Here is a 23,373-nt window from a genome sequence, read left to right on the forward strand (position 1 = left end):
TCAGTTGTCAGTTGTGATTCTCCGTGTAACCTTATCGCCGCGTCTCCCTCATCTCCCTTCCAGTTTCTTGATGCTATTGATTTAACTGCGGGAATTGGTGTAAGTTTTTCCCAAACTGCGATCGCAATTAATCTCAATTACCAAATCAACTAATTGGGGAGACGCGATCAATGGTTTAATAAATAACTCTGGGTGTAGCGATCGCCAAAAGTATTTGACAAATTGCTCTATTTTTGCATCAGACATTCCTGGTTTACCTGCTGCGATCATCTGCTGTTCTGCTTGTTTGCGCCATGTTAAAGAACTGCGGTAATCGGTGGGATATAAAACTATTAAACTATCCAAGCGCTGCCACAGGGGTAGATAGTTCTGTAACTGATGATTCATATCACGGGCAAATGAGCGGTCTTCTTCGGTGAGAATGGGTGGTGGTGCGTTATCAAAAGCTTGGGGAGCAATTGGTCTTACTCCCACAAACCAACCTTCAAATAGCAAAATATCTACATCTGTGACAATTTCTGGGGTAGTGCGATCGCCTGCACCGTTGTAAGCTGATTTATCAAACCGAGGAACAATTACCGGACTTTGGGACTGGTGAATCTGGTCGAGTAAATTTAAGCCTAAATCAATATCGTGGGTTCCTGGTGGACCTCGCCAAATTAAGCGGGGGTCTTGTTGTGTTAAAAGTAGGCGATCGCTATAGGTTTTGTATAGGTCATCCAATGATAAATTTAGGGTACGGTATCCTAGCTGTTGAAGAATCAAAGTCAGCGCTTTAGACATGGTGGTTTTACCCGTTCCCTGTACTCCTAAAATTCCCTGAATTAAGGGATATGCCAATTTTTGCCGTAGTGATGCTATCTTGATTGCTAAAGGTAGCCACAAATCCCAGAGAACAGTTAACATCTGTTGGGGTTGTGCTTGCAGGGTTGTTTGGCAAAATTCCCTAAAAGCTGGCAGGATAGACTCGAGTAATTGCGATCGCATTTGGATAACTTCATTCACGTTTTCGGCTGTGATCCCAAAAGCTTGCGCCCGCAAATTATCTGCTAAAGCTGCTGCTTTAGCTTTTTGTCGCCAAGTTTCCGAAGCTTTACCCGCGATTAAAATTTCACCCAGCCATAAATCCATTCTCTTCCCCCTACCAATGACAAATGACAAATGACAAATGACTCATGACAAATGACAACCTACGAACCCAGCTTCAAGGCTTCAATAAACAGACTGTAGGTGAAACCAACTTTGAGAATATTTAGCGATTCTAAAAGGAGCGATCGCTTGGATAAAAAACTACGGCTGTAGAATATTCTGCTAGTAATTTCTGTGAAAAATACTAAAAATGCGGCGACAACAATGTCCAATTCCGCTTTCTGTCCAGCTGTAGTGGAAATTGCTGTTCCCAGAAAAGTACCAAACAAAAAACTCATTATCAGTAGCGACAACCGCCGCCAAGGGTTGAGAAACCATTGACTCAAGCGGCTAGCAATGGTTTCAAGCAAGTTATTCAGCCTGGTGTTTTGCATGATTGGGACTACAATCGAAAAGTCAAGAAATCATGAAATATTCCTCTTTTTGAGGATATCGGTTTTAGCATAAGCTTGTTTGAGTAATAGTTTAAATATCTATCGGTTTTTCAGTGTTGATCACATTTTATACATTGCCTCATCTCCCAGAAAAGGCAGCTTTGCAAAAAATTTTTGTTTGTGAGGTATCACCCCTCAACCAGAAGAGTTATCTTAGAAGATGAAGTGGGAAATATTAAGAAAAATGAAGTTCATCCCCCAGATAAATCTGAGGGTTTGCCGCCATATTCTTTGTTGCGATCGCTACTTCTAAAATCAAAATAGCTCTTTGTGCTTCTACGAATAAATTTGCTACTTATGTATCATATTGTTAGTTGTATTTCACATTTGTGGGAAAATAGTGCCTTGATTCATCAGGTTTCTACCTGATTTTGTGAGCGAGAATTAAGGTAATTCTTGTTGCTAGTATGTTTCCTGAAAATGCTATTTATGATACATAGCATGACTTGGTTTCAGGAGACTCTACAGTAGGCAGTTCCTGTACTTGCCACTTCCAAGAATAGGCTACCATTTGGTCAAGCCTAGACAAATACTTATTTCTAATAACTATCAAAATGAAAACGTCAGTGTATCGTAACGCTGCTGTTCTAACCTGTTCTTTAGGACTGTTAGGGTTACTGGTGGGGTGCTTGGGCATGAGTGTTTCTTTTGAGACTACAGATCCAGATTCAGCTTCATCACAGCCCAATGAAAGGACTCAGGGTATAACTAATCAAACTTCATCTGTTGCTGATAAAACATTTAGCTCTACAAATGTTTCCAATCCAGTAACTACCGCAAGTACACAAGTAGAATATAGCACAAGTAAGGATACTCCTCGCTTAGCATATAGTCAAGACTCAATTGCAAATGCCAAAGCTCAAGGAACTTTGCGCATGAGTAATCAAACCAATCAGCCTGTGCGACTAGCCCTACTAGCGCGACAGTCGGGGGGTAATTCGGCGAACAAAACCCAGCATGAGATTCCCGCACATTGGGATTTCGCTCCCCAAGAAGGGAGTGAAAAGGGAATGCTGCTATCTTTACCGAACGGTAACTTAAAACTAGAGAAGGGAGATATTGTAGTAGCTTTTGCCCAAGATGGTTCTCGTCGCTACTGGGGCCCTTATGTAGTTGGGGAAACATCTCTACCTAAATGGGATTCCCAAAAGCAAGAATGGCAACTGATACTGACTCAAGAATAATGACTAATTCGTAATTAAGTAGGTCGGCGAAATTAAAGATAACTGGCTCAGGCTGTCATTTGTCCTTGGTCATTTGTCATTGGTAAGGATTTCAAACATATTTACGTTTCTTAACATAGTTGGGTTTATTTCCACCGACTTACTTACGAATAGTGAAGATTATAGTCGTTGAGCAGATAATTTCTTTGGGGTTGCGAGGGGTTAGATACCGGCAATCTCGCAGCCCATCAAAATTAATCTTGTAATGTGATAGCCAGAGGCTCAGAGTCAGTCCAGGATTAACTTTGGGGTTTTCGCAATATTTCTGATAATTAAAGAACAAAATATGACTAGCCAACGACTAAAGACTGTAGGCTATTAACCATTGACAGATAAGTAATGAAGATGAAAGTGAGCTTTCCCCAAACTGTTGACCAGTGGTTTAAGAATATACTACAGCGTCCAGCCCTTGCTGTGACTGTATCAGTTCTGTGGTTGATTGTAATTGGTTGGATAGCTTATGGTTGGAATTTAGGCAACATTGGCTTGGTGGATGAAACAGAACCACTGTTTGCGGAAGCTTCCCGACAAATGTTGATTACCGGGGATTGGATCACCCCCTTTTTTGATGGTGAGACTCGCTTTGATAAGCCTGCTTTAATTTACTGGTGTCAAGCGATCGCCTATGCGATTATGGGTGTAAATGAGTGGGGAGCGCGCATTCCGTCAGTCTTAGCAGCGATGGGCGTGATTGGTTTAGCCTTTTACACAGTACATTGGTCATTAGCTAGGCAGGATGAATTAGAACAAGTTTCACGTCCTGTGCGCCGTTACTTAACAGCTGGTGTAGCAGCAACTATCATGGCGCTAACCCCAGAAATGATCGCTTGGGGACGAATTGGTGTCTCGGATATGCTGCTGACTGGGTGCATAGCATCAGCCTTGCTGTGCTTTTTTCTGGGATACGCCGGGAATTCCCAGCCCTTAGCCAATTCCAAATTACCAAATAAATGGTACTTAGCCTGTTATGTACTCATAGCTGGAGCAATTTTAACCAAAGGGCCTGTAGGCATTGTCCTACCGGGGATCATTATTGGTGCATTTGTCCTCTATCAAGGAAAGCTAAGAGAAGTATGGCGGGAAATGCATGTTCTGCTAGGGATGTTAATTATTTTATTATTATCAGTTCCCTGGTATGCGCTAGTAATTTGGCGCAATGGCTGGACTTATATTAATGCTTTTTTTGGTTATCACAACATAGAACGTTTTACAGAAGTAGTTAACGGTCACTCAGCACCTTGGTATTTTTACTTTCTCGTAGTCCTGTTAGGCTTTGCTCCATACTCAGTCTATCTGCCAGCTGCCATGCTCAGACTGAAATTTTGGCAGCGATCGCACTGGCTCTCTCAAGAACGTTCTCAGCAATTGGGTTTATTTGCTTGTATCTGGTTTCTTGGCGTTTTTGGCTTTTTTACAATAGCTGTCACCAAACTTCCCAGCTATGTATTGCCATTAATGCCAGCCGCAGCCATTATGGTAGCCCTATTATGGAGTGACTTCATCCCAGATACACAACAGAAGCGTTCCCCAGCCCCTGCATCATTTGTCTGGAGTGCCTGGGTCAATGTAGTATTTTTATCAGCGATCGCAGTAGGACTGTGGCAAGTAACTAAATTAGTCGGCTACGATCCCGCTGCACCCAATTTATATAACTCCATTCAAGAGTTAGGTTTACCAGTGCTGGGTGGTTTAATTTGGCTGCTGACAGCGATTTTTATTGCCGCTTTTATTCTCACTCGCCGTTGGCAATGGATTATTAATGCCAATTTACTGGGATTTATCGCCTTTTTTATTGTAGTTTTGATGCCTGCTTTGTTAGTCATGGATCAGCAGCGTCAGCTACCTTTACGGGAATTGTCTGTACTTGTCAGTAAAATCAAACAACCAAATGAAGAAGTAGTCATGCTGGGCTTTAAAAAACCTAGTGTAGTGTTTTACAGCCATCAGCACGTCAAGTACTTATCATCTTCCCCAGAAGTTGTAGATTATATTCACCAGCAGACTACCAAATCAGTCAAAGCTGCTTCTGTTCTACTGCTAGCTGAACAAGACAGATTTGTAGCAATGGACTTACAACCCGATGAGTATCAGCACCTCAGCAGCAAGGGAGCTTATTATCTCACGCGAGTTCCTGTGAAGAAAATCAAAAATCAAAAATTAGATATATCGTCGAATATTGACATACTCACCGACGTTCTACGTCGGTGATTCTTGACGGTTCACAGCAACTTGCTACCGGAGTAGTCTGACAGTCGCTCCCCGCCCGTTTAAGGTCGTGCCGATGCCCCATGCCGACCATTTCTATATTTCGGGACGCATTCTCATCTCTGTCGTGTTCAGTATTGCAGTTCAAACACAACACTGAGCGAACAGACAAATCAATCTTGCCCCATCGATACCCACAACAAGAACAAGTTTGACTAGTGGGTTCCCATCTGTTAATTACTCTGAAATCTCGACTAAGCTTTTCAGATTTAGCTTCACAAAATACCCGGAATTCTCGCCAGCCTTGCAAGCTAATCACTCTTGCTAGCTTGCGATTTTTAACCATTCCCGACATATTCAAATCTTCCAAAACAATAGCTTGGTTCTCAATGACTACTTTGGTTGATAACTTATGCAGAAAATCTTTGCGGGTATCTGCAATTTGATTGTGTCGTTTAGCAACCCTAATTCTCGTAACTTCACGGCGTTTAGAGCCTTTTTGTTGCCTTGCTAGCTTGCGTTGTAGTTTCCGAATCTTGCGGTCTTTCTTTAAGTAATCAGGACTGATTGCTTTCTCACCATTGCTCATAACCGCAAAGGTTTTAATTCCTAAATCAATACCAATGCTTTGGTTTTTTGCATCAATACGAATAGACTCAACCTCTACAACAAAACTGAGAAAATAGCGGTGAGCAGTATCTTTAATAACAGTTACGCTACTTGGTGCAGATGGTAACTGCCTTGACTTTAGAGGCTTAACATTACCAATTTTGGCTAGATATACTTCATCTCCTTTGATTGAGAATCCACCAATCCTAAATCTTGCTGATTGTCTCCCTGTTTTCTTTTTAAATTTAGGGCTACTGACTTTTTTACCTTTGCGCTTACCCTTGAGGGAGTCAAAAAAGTTTTTATAGGCAACTCCTAAATCAGCAACAGATTGCTGTAACGGGATATTGGAAACATCAGACAACCATGAACGCTCCAATGTCTTTTTAGCTTGAGTAATCACTAACTTTTGCAAGTCGCTGTTACTTGGTAGCTTCTCGGACTGTTTGCAGATAGCCAACGCATCATTCCACACCACACGGACACAACCAAACAACTGAGCTAAAAGCTGTTGCTGTTGGTCTGTTGGGTAGAAGCGATACTGATATCTTGCTTTCATTGATTTTACGGAAATCTGTTATTATTGTATATCGTAATGACATACAAAGCGATGAATAAAAGTGTGTTTTTCCGGCTAACAGAAGAAGAGTTGGCGCATCTTGAGGAATACTGCCAAACAACCAAAAGAACGAAATCCGATGTACTTAGAGAATTGGTGAGGAAACTAAAAATTAATAAAAAGCCGTCCTAGAAGGACGGGGCTTGTATCCCATTATTTTCGGTCAATAGTCAGTTGTCAGTTGTCAGTTGTCAGTTGTTATTGGGTATGGGGCTGGTGGTGGGCTATGAGTCTTTGAACTCCGTGAATGAGGCTTGGAACTTCATTAATGAGGGTTGGAACTCCACTCTCCAGTCCCGGTTGGTGAGATTCAACTACCGCCAAGCGATGCACTGAGAAGCTCACAGAAGTGTCGAGATTCAACTACCGCCAAGCCGAACCACTCACTGTCCCCTTGTTCTCATCGATGTTGACGATTGACAGTCAAAGCTTGATTAACTTCGTTTAATAAGTCTTCCATTGAAATCGAGCGCGGTAAAATGTGGGCGGAAATTTCATTTACTATAGTTTCTATGGTTTCTAAGCCATTTTTTTTCGGTTTTTCAATTACCGACTGGGGAATTTGAGTCCGGGCGATCGCACCAGAACGATCTAATCGTTGATCGAGTATTAAAATTGGCGGCAAATTGAACGGTAAATCTGCCAATGCTTTTAATGCTTTGAGCAATTCTTTAGGAATAGAAGATTCTCCTAAGCAAATTAGTAACAAGTCAACGCTTTGGTGGCGAATTTGTTGTAGTACTTCTGTCCAACAATTACTCATCGCGGCTTTCAAACCTGCTGTTTGCAAGTACTGAATTAAAGCTTGGAACCACTCAGATCCGCGTTCAGCAGTTTCTTTACTCATTGAGGAGTTTTTATCTGGGCGATCGCCCTTGATTTGCTTGCGTCTTCCCTGTGGCAAATCTCTGAGCTTGGTTACATCCACCACTAAAATATTTGGTGGACAAGATATACCAGCGGCAATTTGCAGCACTGACAATAAAGCATTTGTTTTGCTGGTACTGCTGTTGTCTTTGCCCAATGGTTGTAAGCAAGGAAATACAGATAGCCCTGGTATTTGGGAAGCTGCTAGGGTAGTTACGACATCGCAAGTCACTAGCGGTAGCGCCGCCAATCGCGGGTGTTGACTGAGTTGATGTAGGTAATTTTGTGCTACCGGGCTTTCCACATCTAGCAAAACTACATCGAATTGCCAAACTCGAGCTAAAAGATCTGCCTGATCTAGATCATCGACTTCGATAACTCGGTGTTCTCGCAATGAAGTTTGGGGATTAACTGATTCCAACTCAGGATTTACTAATCTCAAAATTCGCAGAGGGGTATTGGTGACAGAAATTTCATTACTGTCTAATTGTGATTGGGGAATTTTTGGTGTAGCACATAAACTTTCTAATAGTGGTGCTAATGCCTGAGACTGTACTGGTAAGCTCAAGAAACCATCAGCTCGATTGGCAAATGCCTGCTCCTTTTCGGCTCCCGTCGCTGTCACAATTAAGGGAATATGGCGAGTTACAGCATCGGATTTCAGTAAAGTCAGCACATCCCAACCTGACAATAGAGGTAGGAGCGGATTTAAGAATACAGCTTTTGGCTGCAAGCGACGAGCTTTTTCTACTGCTTCTGTTCCGGAACGCGCAATTACTACTCGATAACCTAAAGCTTTGAGTTGCTCAGTTAAGTCTTCAATATATCTAGCTACTGCCTCAACTATTAAAATCAACCTTTGGGAGGATGTGGTATGATGCTGTGTTCCTCTGTTGACAAGCTGACGTGCTGATGGGGAAATACTCCTGGTACTGGTGTTTACTGTCTCGCCATCGTCTGTAATTCCTTCCTCGGAATCAGTAAAACCTGTTTTGGGTGGACTAGGTGGTAAAAGCAGTGTAAATTGACTACCTTTACCTTCGCGAGACAAGAAGCTGACATCCCCACCGTGTAGTCTTGCTAAAGCCCTAGTTAACACTAGCCCCAAACCAGTTCCTTCAAATTGCCGAGTCAAGGGATTTTCCAGTTGTTGAAATTTTTGGAAGATTAAGTGTTGTTGATGTTCAGGAATACCAATACCTGTATCCCAGACTGTAAAAGCAATCCAGCCTTCCCAGTGACTCACCCGCAAACCAATTTCTCCAGAGACTTCCGTAAACTTAAAGGCATTGGAAAACAGGTGTATCAGCATTTGCCGCAGACGTAATTCATCGGCTACCATCTGCTCTAAGCCCGGTTCAATGACGATCGTAAATCGATGATTGCTGGCGCGTTCTACTTGAGATGGGCTGGGTGATTTGCTTTTAGTCGTTTGTGTGTGCAAAGCTTTGGCTTCTGATAAAGCGCGATCGCACACTGCACTAATATTTACTGGGGCGAGAGTCAAATCCATCTGCCCTGTCTCCATCCTGGTTAAATCCAAGATATCGTTGACTACACTCATCAAGTGCCGACCGCTTTGATGAATCAGCCCAGCATAACGGGCTTGACGCTCGTTTAATTCTCCCAACTGCCGATCTACCAGCAACCGGGATAACCCTAACACCGCAGTCAAAGGGGTTTTAAGTTCGTGACTAATACAAGCTAAAAACTCATCTTTTAACCGATTTAATTGAATCAGATCAGCATTCTTCGCTGCCAGTTCTTTACAAAGCTGTTGTTGCTCAGTCACATCAGTCGCTAACACTAGCCACAGATCGTTATTGCCAATTCCCGAGTCTTGATTCCCAATAGACAAGTCCGACTCAACACCCAAGACTCTTAACTCTGTACTATCCAGGGGAATTTTGGCAAACTGCCAGACTCGCTCTTGACCATTTTGCACTTCCACAATACAAGTACAAGTACCTAAAAGGCTATCCCAAAAACATTGGCTAGATGTAGTTGTTGTGGTATGCTGATCCTGTAAGTTGTTTGCTTCCAAGCGGCCGGACAAACCTTTTGACTGTGGCGATCGCGAATTGTCTGGGGGATAAAATTTCAGGGGTGTAGGTGGCTCTGGGGCGTTATATCCATTTTCCGTTACCTGGTTTTGAATTTTGTAACCTTTATGTGCAGCATATTCTGGCTGTTTGGCCAGACTGGCAGCAAATATTCTCTCCACTTGTTGCCTGACTGCTTCTGGATCTTTCAATGCTCCCAGCTGCTGCCACCAAGCGGGATTTTGTGCTACTACCTCGCCACTACTAGTTTGTAACATCAAAGGCCAGGGCAGTCGTTCCAATAATTGTATAAGTGGCTGAGAGAATAATGCTGAGCGCTGTAATGGTGTCTGTGCTTTTTCGTTCGTTGCTATCATCACATCTGTTCGGTGGCTTGCCTCTGCATATTCGGCAAAACTGCCCACAGACAATTCAGAAATTGCCACTTTCTCTCTAGCTAATAATCTCAACAACCTAGAACTATCTAGCAAACCCAAAAATTTGCCTTCAGGATCAATGAGCGCCCAATCTAAATTATTATGGTTGATTTGAGTTGGTTGATAACGCAAAAACAAGCCAAATTGTTCCACACGTTCAGCAGCTGGTATGGTTTGGATTGGCTCAATGAGCGCTGAATTAAAAATTGACAATGGCTGCTGTAAATGCAAGCGATCGCCACCCACTGCAGCCAGCAATATTTGTGTTAACCGGGCGGAGTGCAGCAATCCCACTGGACATTGCTGTTGATTTACCACCACCAGGCGATCGCACTGCTCTTGCTCAAAAATCTCCAGCACCATTGCCAGAGTACTTGTTTCTACGCAGATAGGTACGTTTGCTATAAAGTCATAAAGCGGGTACTGTAGCATTGACATAAGGCTTCGGGGGTCATTCTTCCTGTGAAAGCCTCCAGAGAGAGCATCACCGTTAGTGCCGATGGCGCTCATGCCTGAAGCAATATCCTTTAAGAAGACTTTATATAAAGAATTCTCGTTACAATTTCAACGCTATTCACAAGCAAGGCAGCTATGCTCTGGGCACAGATCAAGGGTAGAAGGTAAATTTTATCAAAATTTTTACCTTTGGGTGGCATCTTGTGGTAATAGGGTGGATTTAGAGCTTACCAAAAGAAAAAAAATGTATTTCTAGCGGCAAGTGTGGCAAGAAATACCATTATCTGATTTCCATCCCACGTTTCTCTGCGCGATCGCCTAGCTACCTTATCCCCATAGGGTTCGGCAGTCTAAAACAGAGGTGAACCGCCTCGACAGCGGCTGACTCACATAGAGCATAGCTGAATGCAATGAACTCTTGGCTACCATCCTGGTATTGAAAATCCTCCTCGATAGCAATAGCTAAAAACAATTATGGCTCTAAAAATTCGCTTTAGAACCTTGAGGAATTATAATGATTTAGAATGCGACGATCTTTTAAGTTCGTTTAAGTATCTTATCAAGGAGCGAAATAATCAAACCCATATTGAGGTAGATATGCATATCAACTAAGTACAGCGCCCTCCATGACCAACGCCTCAAAAACTTACATTCCTCCGATGGCTTACTAGCTGCATTAAGTTTTGAGTGTTTAGCGCTTGGGCTGACACAAACTATGCTCAACATGTGGATTCATTCTGTTGCCTAAAAACTCAACTGAGCCGGGAACTGTATCCCCAGTTGAATCTGCCCGCTAAACTTGGTCACAGCGTTTTTTGAAGATTTATAAACCACAAATGTTATTACCAATCTTTATTTTCCCAGCAAATTTTAAAAAAAATTTATATAATCAATCTAACTTAGCCATTCCAGAAAGCTTGACTAGGTGGATGAGTATCTGGATTAAGAAAGCCAAGATTAAGCACTTTTCTCTTCTACTCTTGGCTGCAATTGATGCTAATAATATCAATTATCTAATGAATTGGTTGATAACCAACTTCAAAGAAATCTCTCCTAGAAAAGATTGCTATTTATTGGCATCTGATCAGCAAAAACACCAGGATCTTTTTCAGCAGATGGATGGAGACGACAGGGAAGATTTATTGCGCCAAATTAAATCTGATTACCGAGAAATACTAATAAACTACTTTACTACAGAAAAAACCTTAAAAGCTAAAATTGATAAATTTATCAATGAAGTGTTTTGTGCTAATATTCCTGTGCCACAAATCATTGAAATTCACATGGAGATAATTGACGAATTTGCCAAACATCTGAGATTAGAAGGAAGAAGTGACGAAGCACTACTCGATTACCGTCTAACATTAATAGATATTCTGGCTCACCTGTGTGAAACTTATAGGTGTTCGATATATAAATAAAGTAAATGTATCGAAGTTCAACTTGGCAAAAGCATTTGCCATTAATTGTTACCAATGCGCAAACCTATCCTATATTTCTCTTCTCAAGTCTAGCCTGTACCTTTATGACTAAAGCAAGAAAAACTTATGTTCTCAAGCTTTATGTAGCTGGGAACACACCTAACTCAGTACGGGCATTAAAAACGCTAAAAGACATCTTAGACCAAGAGTTTCAAGGTGTTTATGCTTTGAAAGTAATTGATGTTCTGAAAAGCCCCCAACTAGCAGAAGAGGATAAAATATTAGCTACACCGACATTATCGAAAATTTTGCCTCCGCCAGTGCGCAAAATTATTGGTGACCTGTCAGACAGAGAAAGAGTGTTGATTGGATTGGATTTGCTTTATGAAGAAATGAACGAAGAAAGCTGGGAAGAGTAAAAAAAGGCGCTCAGTATGAAGTATAAAGGATGAAGTCACATGTTTTTTCCAAAAAACAGCTGTAAATTTGGAAAAATCAGATTTTTTCAGATTTTTTTGTCTAAGAGAGGCGAAGCAGATACCAAAGTTTTGACTTCATTCTTTATGCTTGACACTTCATACTCCTTTAATTAAAGATTTAAGCGTAAAATTGCATGACCTACTCCAAACATTAGTAATATAAAACCTGAGTTAAATACCCCTTTTTTAGCAAGCAATGATTGAAAAAGACCAAGCAGAGCAAAGCAAAACACCGTTAATTGGGGGTGTAGATAAAATCCGCACAATGATCGAGGGCTTTGACGATATTAGTCATGGCGGTTTACCAATTGGTAGAACTACCTTAGTTAGCGGTACATCAGGAACAGGCAAAACTTTATTATCACTACAGTTTCTCTATAACGGGATCACCTACTTTGATGAGGCAGGGGTATTTGTTACCTTTGAAGAATCACCAAGCGATATCATTAAGAATGCCCATATTTTTGGGTGGAATCTGCAACGTCTAATTGACGAAGGCAAACTGTTTATTCTCGATGCTTCACCCGATCCTGAGGGTCAAGATATCGTAGGTAACTTTGACCTTTCGGCCTTGATTGAACGGTTGCAATACGCCATTCGCAAATACAAGGCTAGAAGAGTTTCTATTGACTCGATTACAGCGGTATTTCAGCAGTATGAAGCAATGGGAGTAGTGCGGCGAGAGATTTTTCGCCTGGTAGCAAGACTCAAACTGCTGAGTGTAACCACTGTAATTACTACCGAACGTAGCGAAGAATATGGGCCTGTGGCCTCTTTTGGCGTGGAAGAATTTGTTTCCGATAATGTGGTAATAGTTCGCAACGTTTTAGAAGGAGAACGCCGCCGCCGCACCATTGAAATTCTCAAGCTGCGCGGTACGACACATATGAAAGGTGAGTATCCTTTTACAATTACCAATGAAGGAGTCAATATTTTCCCATTAGGAGCAATGCGCTTGACTCAAAGGTCTTCTAATGTCAGAGTCTCGTCTGGAGTCAAAACCCTTGATGAAATGTGTGGTGGTGGTTTCTTTAAAGATTCGATCATTTTAGCGACAGGAGCCACAGGTACTGGTAAAACTTTATTAGTCAGCAAATTTATCCAAGACGGCTGCTTGAATGGGGAACAGGCAATATTGTTTGCCTATGAAGAATCTCGCGCCCAACTGTCGCGAAATGCTTCTTCATGGGGAATTAATTTTGAAGAATTAGAACATCAAGGGTTGCTCAAAATCATCTGTACCTACCCCGAATCGACTGGTTTAGAAGACCACCTGCAAATTATTAAGTCAGAAATTGCTCTGTTTAAGCCAGCTAGGATTGCAATTGACTCACTTTCAGCGTTAGCCAGAGGCGTAAGTAATAACGCATTCCGGCAATTTGTAATTGGCGTTACAGGTTACGCCAAGCAAGAAGAAATTACAGGGTTTTTTACCAACACAACTGACCAATTTATGGGGTCGCATTCTATTACTGACTCTCATATTTCTACGATTACTGACACAATACTGATGTTGCAGTATGTAGAAATTCGGGGAGAAATGTCGCGGGCAATTAATGTCTTCAAAATGCGGGGTTCTTGGCATGATAAGGGTATCCGCGAGTATAACATTACCGCCGACGGCCCAGAAATTCAAGATTCTTTCCGGCATTATGAAAGAATTATTAGTGGTTCGCCTACGCGCGTGAGTATCGATGAAAAGGCGGAACTTTCTCGGATAGTCAAACGTTTTGAAGATAAACAGAGTTCCGATTCCTAAATTTGGTATCGTACTATATTCTCTTCTTAATTTATTGTCGTACTATATTCTGTGGTGAAGAAAAGTTTTCTGCCGCTAGATTGATTTTGTGTGAGGGGACGCGGTGAAAGGACAGCAATTATTTCATAGTTTTTTGCCCGGTGTGACAGTAGCAGTACTAACAACCCAACCGGCTTGGGCTGGTACTGTCAAAGTAAGTAAAGTACAGATGGCAACTTCTGGTAGTGTTGTGACTGCTAATTATGGTCAAACCTTACTTGCGGATGCCATTAATACACAGATGTACACTGCAAAGCGGAAGATTCCCAGCCTAGTACCTTTTACTAATGGGACTTTGCCGAATGCAAAACCTTTAAGTCATCATAGTATCCCAATCATTGGGAGCGGAAATGATAATTCGATAAAAGCACAAATACTTAGGGTAAATCAAAGTAGATTTTATAGTTTGTCATCTACTACTCATGCTGCCCAAAAGCCAGATTTTAGCAGTTTTGCTGACTATAACCAAAAACAGAATAACTCAGCTACTTCTGGGCAGCAATTAGAGAATATAGTCATTCCTACTTCTAACTCAAAACTCTCTGCTGTCCAGAACAACAATTTGCTTGTGTCTTCTGCACAGCAGCCAACAAACCCAAAGAAAAATCCACAGACTCAATTGCAAACAGTTTCACTAGTTGCAACTAGGAATCCAGGAACGGCGAACCAGCTTTTAATTCCCAATTGCTCACAGCAAAACTTAACAGACAAAACTGTTTCCCAGGCGTATTTACAGCTGAACTCTGGGGCTGGTTGCTCACAAACAATGACTGCTAGGGATCTGATAGCTCAGAGTAATACTCAGACGACACCAGCAACAGTAACGCCAGCACCTGCTACTGTGCCAACATTGACGACACCAGCAACAGTAACGCCAGCACCTGGTACTGTGCCAACGTTGACGACACCAGCAACCACAACGCCGGCACCTGGTACTGTACCAACGTTAACAACACCAGCAACCACAACTCCAGCACCAACTGGTACTGTACCAACGTTGACTGCACCAGCAAACACAACGCCAGCACCTGGTACTGTGCAGGTTCCTGAGAACGTGATTCCCAACCCTAATCCCTTGCAATATCCGACCAAACCAGAAGAAGTAACCCTTCAAAGTAATCAGCCAATTACTTTAGCGCAAGCTTTGGAGTTAGCAAGGCGTAACAATCGGCAGTTACAGGTGTCTCAATTGGAACTAGAGCGTAGTCAAGCCGCTCTACGTGAAGCACAGGCTGCTCTATTTCCCACTGTTGGGATTAGTAGTGATATCACTCGTCAGCGCACTGTTTCAGATACCTATCAGGTGAAATTACAAGAGCAGCAACAAGAAGCCATACCTCCTGCATTCCGTCAACCAATTCCCTCTGCTCCTGCAACTACGAATTTTAATACTCAAGCACAAATCAGCTATGATATCTATACTTCTGGTAGCAGGTCGGCGAGCATTAGACAAGCTGAAGAACAGGTACGTTTTAATCAATTGGCTGTAGAGAATCAGTCTGAGGAAATCCGGTTGAATGTCTCTACCGACTACTACAATCTGCAACAAGCTGATGAACAAGTACGTATTGCCCAGTCAGCTGTAACGAATGCTCAGGCTAGTTTGCGGGATGCAGAAGCTTTAGAACGTGCTGGGGTAGGTACCAGATTTGATGTGCTGCGCTCTCAGGTTAATTTAGCAAACTCACAACAAGATTTAACTAATGCTGTTTCCCAGCAGCAAATCGCCCGTCGTCAGTTAGCAACTCGGTTGAGTTTGGCACAATCGGTGAATATTAGTGCGGCAGACCCTGTGAAATTAGCTGGTCTTTGGGACAAAACATTGGAACAAAGTATTATCCTAGCTTTCCAAAACCGTCCGGATTTAGAACAACTGTTGGCACAACGGAACATCGGCGAACAACAAAGACGGCAAGCACTGGCGGCTCTGGGCCCACAGGTGAGTTTGGTTGCGAGCTACCAATTGTTTGATCAGTTTAATGATAACCTCAGCGTTGCCGATGGTTATTCGGTAGGAGTGAGGGCAACTCTGAACTTGTTTGATGGGGGAGCAGCTAGAGCAAGAGCAGCTCAAGCAAGAGCGAATATTGCGATCGCCGAAACTAACTTTGCCGAACAACGCAACCAAATCCGATTTCAGGTAGAACAGGCCTTTTCTAACCAGCAAGCTAATTTAGAAAATGTTCAAACCGCCAATACAGCTTTAGAACAAGCTAGAGAAGCGTTACGTTTAGCGCGTTTGCGTTTCCAAGCAGGTGTAGGTACTCAAACCGATGTCATTAACTCTGAAAATGATTTGACAAGAGCTGAAGGTAATCGCGTCAGGGCGATTTTGGATTACAACCGCGCCTTGGCTCAGTTACAACGCTCTGTTACCTTAAGAGCATTTCGTTAAGAGTCAAGGGTCAATTGTCAAGGGTCATTGGTCATTGGTCATTGGTCATTGGTCATTGGTCATTGGTCATTGGTCATTGGTCATTAGTCCTCCTTGTCCCTGTGTCCGCTGCTCCCTCGTCTCCCTTGTCCAGGCTCTCTCTGGCAAGGCTGATGATGAATAATCAATCAAAATTGGAATAACATAGCTGAGTATTTAATTACTCAGCTGATAAAAAAATTTATGACTATAGTGACATCACAAGAAATTGCACAGTTTCGCTCTCTACTCACAGATAATTCTACAGCAATGGAAGTACTGGACTTAATTGAGGATTGTGAGGGAGATTTAGAAGATGCGGCCATGACCCTCGCGATTAAGGCGGGACAGGAACCCGAAAGAGCAAATTCCGAGTGGTTAGATGCTTTGGCGAGAAAATGGCGTGCTGTGATTTGTGAACAAGAATTTCGGGATGAATTACTCAATAGCTCAGTTCAAAGGATGATGGAATACCTTTATACAATGCCGACATTTCCGAAAATTTTGGCAGTACCAGTTTTGCTCTATGTTCTCAAACAAGGCGTGAACAATTTTTGCGAGCCGTTGGATGCGCTCAAGTGATCGGTAGTAGTCATTTGTCATTTGTCAATGGTCATTTGTCAATGGTCATTTGTCATTTCCCCGCGTCTCTCCGATCTCCCGGTTGGTGAGTTTCGACTACGCGGTAGTTGAGCGAAGTCGAAACTCAACTACCGCACAGTCGAACCACATCTCCCTTGTCCCCTCTGCTCCCCAGATCCCCAGCACTGGTACGCTGTTAATAAAGGCAAACTTTTTCAAGAGCACTTTTCTTAAATCAATGAATTACCTCGTTGCTGTATTACCAGACCGCATCCAAGTTGAATCTGCTTACTTAGCTTTAGAAAAAGAATCCATCAAAAGTACTATCCTTGGTAAGGGATATAAAACAGCAGATGAGTTTGGCTTGATTGACCCCAAAGAGCAAGCCAAAAAGCAAGTCCGGCTCATGGCATTCTGGTTGATACCATTTGGCTTTTTTGCTGGTTTCACTTTCAGCGCGATCACTGGTTTGGATACCTTTGCTTGGGCTGGAGAAGTTGGTAATCACATTGTCGGCGGAATACTGGGTGCTGTCAGTGGCTTTATGGGTAGTGTAGTTGTTGGTGGCGGTGTTGGTTTGATTGCGGGCGGTGGTGATGCTTTACCCTATCGCAACCGCTTGGATGCAGGTAAATATCTCATAGTAGTTCAGGGTTCTGAAACTCTGACTCGACAAGCAACTCGAATTTTACGTCAGTTTGAGCCAGAAAATATTCAAGGTTACGCAGATAGTTAAATCAAGGGACATCCAATTTTTTAAATACCAGCAAAATTTGTAGTGCGAGCGAGACGCTCGCTAATGTTCATTCATCGAGCTTTTCGGCTCGCACTACGGAATATGGGTAATTTATTTTTTGTAAGTCCCCAAAGATCTAAACGCGGATCAGCCGCTACGGCTCTACATACTTCAGATGGCGCTAGAATCAAACAGTGGTCATGAGTAATTATTGACTTAATACTCAAAACTCGTAATTTTTGAGAATGTTGCCCAGAGAAGAACTTTTAAAAAGCGTTGAAAATCGAGATAGTGTAGCTCGTGTAATCGATCAGGCTGAACAAGCAATCAAAACCTGGGAAGTGGTTTTGACAGATTTTCTGTCGCCCCCAGAATTAGCAGAAATTCAACGGGTATTTAGTCGATTAACAGAGGTGCAATTGCTGGCTTGGGGTGGATATCCGCAAGCCGAACGCCAAAGACTAGCGATCGCCCGCGCTGAAATTCCTTTAGATCAATCCCAAGTTGCTTTGGTTGCATTAGAAATTGCTGGTAATTTCTTGTTTGATACTGCGACGCACCGCGACTTTTTAGGTGCAATGTTGGGGACAGGAATTGTTCGGGAAAAAACCGGGGATATTATTGTGCTGGGTGAACGAGGCGCACAGGTAATTGTCGCACCAGAGTTGACAGAATTTTTAGAGATGAGCCTCAAACAAGTGCGATCGGTTCCGGTGAAAACCCAGCGAATTGATGCGAGTGAGTTAAAGGTTCGCGAACCGAAGAAAAAAGAAATGACTACTGTTGAGGCTTCCTTACGGTTAGATGCGATCGCCTCCGCTGGTTTTGGGATGTCCCGCAGCAAAATGGTTGATTTAATCGACTCCGGTGATGTCCGCGTTAACTGGAAGGAAGTTTCTCAAGCTAGTTCTCAAGTGAAAACAGGTGATTTAATCGCCATTCGCGGTAAGGGACGTTTAGAAGTTGGAGAAGTTGCTGTTACTAAAAAAGACCGTTATCGGGTGCAATTAACTAGGTATGTGTAAATAGTCATTGGTCATTGGTCATTTGTCATTCGTAATTATTTTTTATGGATTTGACGCAAATCCTGATACTAATCCGCGTTCGGTGATGTAATTTCCAGAGAAGTGGGGGCGGGGAGACTCATTGGTGTCAACTTAAGTTAAAACGCTTATCCCACAAGTCTTTCACCCCACCCCTTAATCCCCTCCCCGTAAACTCTGAGGGGACGTTTTGGCTTTAGACAAAACTGGGGTGGGGTAACGCGGATCTTGATGTTAAGCGATTTAATTCAAAATCAAGCTTTGGCAAGGGTTTCATGTTAAGTTGACACGTATGGGGGAGACTCTGCCCCTACCGGGTTTCAGTATTACAATTTAGATTGCAATTTTGTATACTGACAAATGACAAATGACAAATGACAAATGACGAATTACGAATTACGATTTAAAACTTCTGGCTAACATATTCAACAAAATTTTTCGTGGAACTATTCTGGCTAATATAGTTCTAATTTGAGTTTTCACATCGCCAATGACAACGGCTGGCTGCCAATTATCCAAAGCTTTCAGCGATTGTTGTACCACTTCTTCACTAGTAAACATTTGCTCTGTGCTTCCTGCCAAACTTGGAGGAAAATTAGCTTGAGTAAAAAAGTTAGTTTCTATGGGGCCTGGACAGGTAACGAGAACACGAATACCATAGGCACGATTTTCTGCCCATAATGCCTGACTAAAGCTGACAATAAAAGCTTTGCTGGCAGCATAAACAGAAAGATATGGCATCGGTTGAAATGCGGTAATTGAAGACACATTTATAATGCTTCCCGATTGACGTTGCCGCATTAAAGGTAAAAATTTGTGAGTTAAATCTACTAAAGCCAAAATATTTAATTGCACTATCTTGACTTGCTTGTCTCCATCAGAACTAGCAAAATCTCCATAATCACCAAACCCTGCATTATTAATTAATAAATCAATAGTTAATCCCTTGGCTTGGATAGTATCAAAAACAGTTTGAGCCGCATGAGGTTCTGTCAGGTCTTTAACTATAATTTCTATGTCAATATGGAAATTTTCTTGTAGTTCTTTTGTTAGTTGATACAGTTTTTCTTGTGAACGCGCAACTAAAACAAGATTTGTATTGCGTGCTGCTAGTTGTTGGGCAAAGGCTTTACCAATACCACTAGAGGCACCTGTAATTAAAGCAGTTGACATTCTGGGTATTTTAATAAAAATTAGATTGGCTTATAGATATTAACAATGGTAATTAATATTTTTAACCATCTAGAGTTATATGCCAAATTGGTCAATGGTCATTAGTCATTGGTCATTAGTTAAGAGTTTATATCTATTAGTCCTTTGACTATGGACTATGGACTAGTAATTTTTGAGCGCCATGTGGGAATACTAGGATTATAAGTTACATCTTAGGTCTATGTATCGGTTAAATAAAAGAGCCTTGCAAATTTTGCTTGGGGAAGTTCAAAAATGTAGTGGTAAGGATCAGGTAAGCAAAATTGAACAGGAGATAGTGATTAAGCGATTAGAACAACTATGCTTAGAAAAAGGTTCTCCGGCTAAGTTAGATGAATTGCGGGATAGCGTTATCGATATATATCCACAATTTAGCGAGAAGGTACTGAAACAAGCTGCAAAAGCTAATAAGCCGCCTGGTATTTTTAGCAAAATAAAATGGGCAACTATACTTTTAGGCGGTTCAGCAGGGATGCTATGGGTAATAAATTTGCCTTATCCGATGATTCGCTGGCCTGTTGCTAAAACTGTTCCTATCTTATTGTTGCCTAGCTATATCAATATGGATCATCACTATCGTGAGGCAATTAAAAATCTCGAGCAAGCAGATCAGTTAATTAATCAAGCTACCAGTCCTGCTGATATTGAGCAAGGTTCCCAGAAAGCTAAAGAGGCGCAAAAAAATCTGGATAATTTGCCAGTTTGGTTTTTAGGCTACTATCCACAGGCTTATTGTAATTTTTTTGGTTGCACTTGGAAGTTTACTGTAGATGAGTTTGAAACAGCGCGTCAGCGAGTGGCGCGGATAGAGGCTGTAGCTTTCCAAGATAAGAATGCTTTGACACCCCTGGTTAAAGGAGAACAGCTGCTAAATGTAGCACGCCAGCAGTATGAACAAGCTATCAGTATTAAGGATAAAGAATTAGCGATCGCATCTTGGCAAGCAGCTATAGATCAATTAGAACAAATCCCCGACTCCACATTTGCTGGCGAAACTGCACAAGCTAAACTCAAAGCTTATCAACGAGATTTTGATAATGCACGTATCGGTACATTTATTGCAGCTGCACAAGAATTTGATTTAGAAGCCGAAAAAATTCAAGCTACACAACCCAAAGCCGCATCAGAACTCTGGGAACAGGCGATTAAGCGCCTCAACCAAATCCCCACAGAAAATCCTCGCTATTTAGAAGCACAAAGATTACTAGCGGGTTATCAAGTAAAACTGAAAACAGTGGTCGATCCGCGTAGCGATACATATATAGAAGCAGCAAAGCAATTTGCTATAGCCGCCGCCAAAGCATCACAAAATCCACCCCATCCTGTAGTGAAATGGGAGCAAATTGAAAAATTATGGCGCAAGTCAATCGATCAGCTAGAAAACATTCGCGTTGAAGAACCGGGCTATGTCGCCGCACAAAAATTACTAGCTGAGTATCAAACTAATTTAGGCATTATCGAAACTCGACGGAAAGCCGAAAGTGAAGCACAAGCTTCTCTGGAAGCGGCGAATGAGCAAATCCAAAGTTTGATTGCTTCTCCTCCGGCCGATCCTCAGCAGCTAAAAGGTAAAATCCAAGGCGTTATTAATCGGCTCAAAACTATCAAAGCCGGGACTACTGCCTACGCCGAAGCGCAAAAACTGCTAATATCTGCGCAGAAAAGACTGCGATAGTAAAATGCTTGCTTATCGTAAATAGGTATGCTAATATTGCTAATCGTGGGTTAAGGACGTATAGCTCAGTTGGTTAGAGCGCTACGTTGACATCGTAGAGGTCACTGGTTCGAATCCAGTTACGTCCATTTGTACAGTGAGAGATTATTTGTTATCGCGGTGACAGCTTAGTGTCGTTGTGACTAATTGCTGTCGTTGCCAGATAAGTAACTCAACATAATTAAACTTAAAATGTCATTACGAGCGGAACGGAGTGTAGCGTTCGCGTAGCGTCTCGTAGAGAAGTAATCGCATAGACTCTATTTTACGTTTTTCAATGTTGACCTACTTACTAGCTGTATTTTTCAAAGCCAATGATTATGAATATATTAGCTTGGGTGGTTGCTTAATAGCAAAATACTAGTTTCATACTTAACAGCAGATAAAAATTAAGTCTAGAATTATACTGCGCCTGCTGTTAACTGGAGTTTAGACTAAGCTATGCAAAACGACCCAGCAGGGCTGAGTTAATCACAGACTTAGCGAAATTATGAATAATCTTTAGTATTAAACCGCAACTGATGGCTCTTTACGTGGTCGTGTTACGGTTTTTTTAACAATCGGGCATCGGTTTTTACGGTGACGCTTTTTTCCGGGTTCCCAACCAGGGGACTTTCCGCGAGGTTTGGGTGGAAGGGCTGGAGTACCAATGGTGGCGAAAACTCCACCCATAGCTTGAGCAACTCTTCCAGGGGTCAAATTCCCCTGAGACTTCTGCCAAGGTAGAGGATTGTCAGTCACGATATCACGGGCTAACCACAATTCCCAAGTCATCACAGGCATGAGGTCACTCCATCTTTCACTTTGCTTGGGAGTGCTCAACTGTGGCACTGTCCAATGTAGACGTTGCTTTAAAAAGCGATACCAATGGTCAATGGTAAAGCGACGCAAGTAAAGACACCAAACTTCCTCTAGTGGTGGCATTTCTTCTCCAACCCAAGCTAACCACAAAGGTTTGGACACTCGTTCATTGCCTTGTGTGTCGAGACGTTCAACCCTGATGAGTAACATCGGACGCGCCGCCGCCTTACGGAAATGTAAATTCTTCCAAAGGCTAATCCTTACCCGTTGTAGTTTCGGATCATCCAATTCTAAAACAGATTCTGCATCACTCCATGTTGTGGGTTCATTAAGTTTGAATTTAGACCCGTGTTTCTTGGGACGTCCCTTACCCGAATAAGCTTCAGGCTGACCCCATAAACAAAGATTTGAGCGCAATCGTACCAAAATATCTGCGGGAATACTGGCAGTTTTTAAGACAAAAGGCGCACACCCATATTCACTATCCCAAACTGAAATCGGTCTAACAGGTAAATATTTACACACCTGTTTTAGTTGCCAAATCGCTTTTGAGATTGGACTTTCCCCACTTGTGATCCGTTCATGTCTCAAAGGTAGTGCCCAACTACCTGATTTTTCAGGTATCCAGGCAATTGTGCTATATCCTTGACCAATGGTAATCGGTTTATTTCCTGCTATGGATGCGCCACTATGCTCATAAGTCCTCTCTTGTAACGTTACTGCATCTGGGCGTGACCAGTTTGTATGATCTCCTGCTAACAATGGTCGTTCCTCTGCTGGGATATGTTTGATATATAGCTGCATCAATTTCTGTCTCTGTGGTCTGCTATCTTGTAAGGCTTCATAGATGCTTGGCCACTTGCGTCTAAATACTGGTGATAAGGATAAATCTGCTAAGGAATAAACATTGCGGGTTAGCAATATCGCATCTGTTAATTCAAAGGTCGCATCTTTGGCTCTACCTAAATATTTGTAAGCTACTTGACGAAACTCTTCAAGTCTGGCATTTTTCATGTTGGCAGGTGAGTAATGGTAGTTCTTTTCTCACCTTCTACCAAAAGGGGGACTGTATTCAATCAGACACCCCTTTTTGTTGCTCATTATCTGATAATGATAATCGAATAAGGGGGGTG

18 protein-coding genes and 1 tRNA gene are annotated in these 23,373 nt (G+C 42.2%); 13 read left to right on the forward strand and 6 right to left on the reverse strand.

Annotated elements, in window-relative coordinates; genetic code table 11:
* Positions 1-81: 81 nt before the first annotated feature.
* Entirely contained in the window at positions 82-1,131 is a 1,050-nt protein-coding gene (locus tag AACU32_RS24685) for a glycerate kinase (RefSeq protein WP_096603837.1), read from the reverse strand.
* Between the two features lie 59 nt (positions 1,132-1,190).
* On the reverse strand, positions 1,191-1,523 hold the full coding sequence (locus AACU32_RS24690; RefSeq protein WP_096603838.1) for a DUF565 domain-containing protein: 333 nt from the start codon (positions 1,521-1,523) through the stop codon (positions 1,191-1,193).
* 614 nt (positions 1,524-2,137) lie between these two features.
* Here AACU32_RS24690 and AACU32_RS24695 point away from each other — a divergent pair.
* Positions 2,138-2,767 carry a hypothetical protein gene (locus AACU32_RS24695; protein WP_096603839.1) on the forward strand — a complete coding sequence of 210 codons (630 nt, stop codon included), beginning with the start codon at positions 2,138-2,140 and terminating at the stop codon, positions 2,765-2,767.
* A 378-nt stretch (positions 2,768-3,145) separates the two neighbouring features.
* Entirely contained in the window at positions 3,146-5,014 is a 1,869-nt protein-coding gene (locus tag AACU32_RS24700) for an ArnT family glycosyltransferase (protein WP_096603840.1), read from the forward strand.
* Here the strand turns inward: AACU32_RS24700 and AACU32_RS24705 are convergent.
* The gene (locus AACU32_RS24705; RefSeq protein ID WP_096603841.1) at positions 4,992-6,179 is read right to left on the reverse strand and encodes an RNA-guided endonuclease InsQ/TnpB family protein; all 1,188 of its coding nucleotides are present in this window, start codon (positions 6,177-6,179) and stop codon (positions 4,992-4,994) included. The genes AACU32_RS24700 and AACU32_RS24705 overlap by 23 nt on opposite strands.
* Positions 6,180-6,230: 51 nt before the next feature.
* On the opposite strand from AACU32_RS24705, the gene AACU32_RS24710 reads away from it, so the two are divergent.
* Together AACU32_RS24710 and AACU32_RS24715 are read left to right on the forward strand one after the other, a co-directional pair.
* Positions 6,231-6,371 carry a ribbon-helix-helix protein, CopG family gene (locus AACU32_RS24710; RefSeq protein ID WP_096608160.1) on the forward strand — a complete coding sequence of 47 codons (141 nt, stop codon included), beginning with the start codon at positions 6,231-6,233 and terminating at the stop codon, positions 6,369-6,371.
* A gap of 42 nt (positions 6,372-6,413) precedes the next feature.
* Positions 6,414-6,575 carry a hypothetical protein gene (locus AACU32_RS24715; RefSeq protein WP_339378245.1) on the forward strand — a complete coding sequence of 54 codons (162 nt, stop codon included), beginning with the start codon at positions 6,414-6,416 and terminating at the stop codon, positions 6,573-6,575.
* A 64-nt stretch (positions 6,576-6,639) separates the two neighbouring features.
* Here the strand turns inward: AACU32_RS24715 and AACU32_RS24720 are convergent, their stop codons facing one another.
* The gene (locus tag AACU32_RS24720; protein WP_096603842.1) at positions 6,640-10,023 is read right to left on the reverse strand and encodes an ATP-binding protein; all 3,384 of its coding nucleotides are present in this window, start codon (positions 10,021-10,023) and stop codon (positions 6,640-6,642) included.
* An 854-nt stretch (positions 10,024-10,877) separates the two neighbouring features.
* On the opposite strand from AACU32_RS24720, the gene AACU32_RS24725 reads away from it, so the two are divergent.
* The 7 genes from AACU32_RS24725 to AACU32_RS24755 all read left to right on the forward strand — a co-directional run bounded on the left by AACU32_RS24725 (position 10,878) and on the right by AACU32_RS24755 (position 18,495).
* Positions 10,878-11,462 carry a KaiA family protein gene (locus AACU32_RS24725; protein ID WP_339378246.1) on the forward strand — a complete coding sequence of 195 codons (585 nt, stop codon included), beginning with the start codon at positions 10,878-10,880 and terminating at the stop codon, positions 11,460-11,462.
* A 104-nt stretch (positions 11,463-11,566) separates the two neighbouring features.
* Positions 11,567-11,881: a circadian clock protein KaiB gene (gene kaiB, locus AACU32_RS24730; RefSeq protein ID WP_096608162.1), complete on the forward strand. Its 315-nt coding sequence runs from the start codon at positions 11,567-11,569 to the stop codon at positions 11,879-11,881.
* Between the two features lie 256 nt (positions 11,882-12,137).
* Positions 12,138-13,700: a circadian clock protein KaiC gene (gene kaiC, locus AACU32_RS24735; protein WP_096603843.1), complete on the forward strand. Its 1,563-nt coding sequence runs from the start codon at positions 12,138-12,140 to the stop codon at positions 13,698-13,700.
* Positions 13,701-13,803: 103 nt separating this feature from the next.
* Entirely contained in the window at positions 13,804-16,134 is a 2,331-nt protein-coding gene (locus AACU32_RS24740) for a TolC family protein (protein WP_096603844.1), read from the forward strand.
* Between the two features lie 222 nt (positions 16,135-16,356).
* Positions 16,357-16,734: a hypothetical protein gene (locus AACU32_RS24745; RefSeq protein WP_096603845.1), complete on the forward strand. Its 378-nt coding sequence runs from the start codon at positions 16,357-16,359 to the stop codon at positions 16,732-16,734.
* A 238-nt stretch (positions 16,735-16,972) separates the two neighbouring features.
* The gene (locus tag AACU32_RS24750) at positions 16,973-17,470 is read left to right on the forward strand and encodes a hypothetical protein (protein ID WP_096603846.1); all 498 of its coding nucleotides are present in this window, start codon (positions 16,973-16,975) and stop codon (positions 17,468-17,470) included.
* 245 nt (positions 17,471-17,715) lie between these two features.
* Positions 17,716-18,495 carry a photosystem II S4 domain protein gene (locus AACU32_RS24755; RefSeq protein WP_096603847.1) on the forward strand — a complete coding sequence of 260 codons (780 nt, stop codon included), beginning with the start codon at positions 17,716-17,718 and terminating at the stop codon, positions 18,493-18,495.
* 414 nt (positions 18,496-18,909) lie between these two features.
* Here AACU32_RS24755 and AACU32_RS24760 read toward each other — a convergent pair whose 3' ends face one another.
* Complete coding sequence (locus AACU32_RS24760; RefSeq protein ID WP_096603848.1) at positions 18,910-19,686, reverse strand: SDR family NAD(P)-dependent oxidoreductase; 777 nt, start codon at positions 19,684-19,686, stop codon at positions 18,910-18,912.
* 220 nt (positions 19,687-19,906) lie between these two features.
* On the opposite strand from AACU32_RS24760, the gene AACU32_RS24765 reads away from it, so the two are divergent.
* The gene (locus AACU32_RS24765) at positions 19,907-21,400 is read left to right on the forward strand and encodes a hypothetical protein (RefSeq protein ID WP_096603849.1); all 1,494 of its coding nucleotides are present in this window, start codon (positions 19,907-19,909) and stop codon (positions 21,398-21,400) included.
* 54 nt (positions 21,401-21,454) lie between these two features.
* A tRNA-Val gene (locus AACU32_RS24770) sits at positions 21,455-21,528 on the forward strand.
* A 418-nt stretch (positions 21,529-21,946) separates the two neighbouring features.
* Here AACU32_RS24770 and AACU32_RS24775 read toward each other — a convergent pair.
* Positions 21,947-23,254 (reverse strand): NF041680 family putative transposase, encoded by a 1,308-nt coding sequence (locus AACU32_RS24775; RefSeq protein WP_096597113.1) that lies wholly within the window; start codon positions 23,252-23,254, stop codon positions 21,947-21,949.
* Positions 23,255-23,373: the final 119 nt, after the last annotated feature.

This window comes from Calothrix sp. NIES-2100, from assembly GCF_963875285.1.
In the GTDB taxonomy this organism is placed as follows: Bacteria; Cyanobacteriota; Cyanobacteriia; order Cyanobacteriales; family Nostocaceae; genus Aulosira.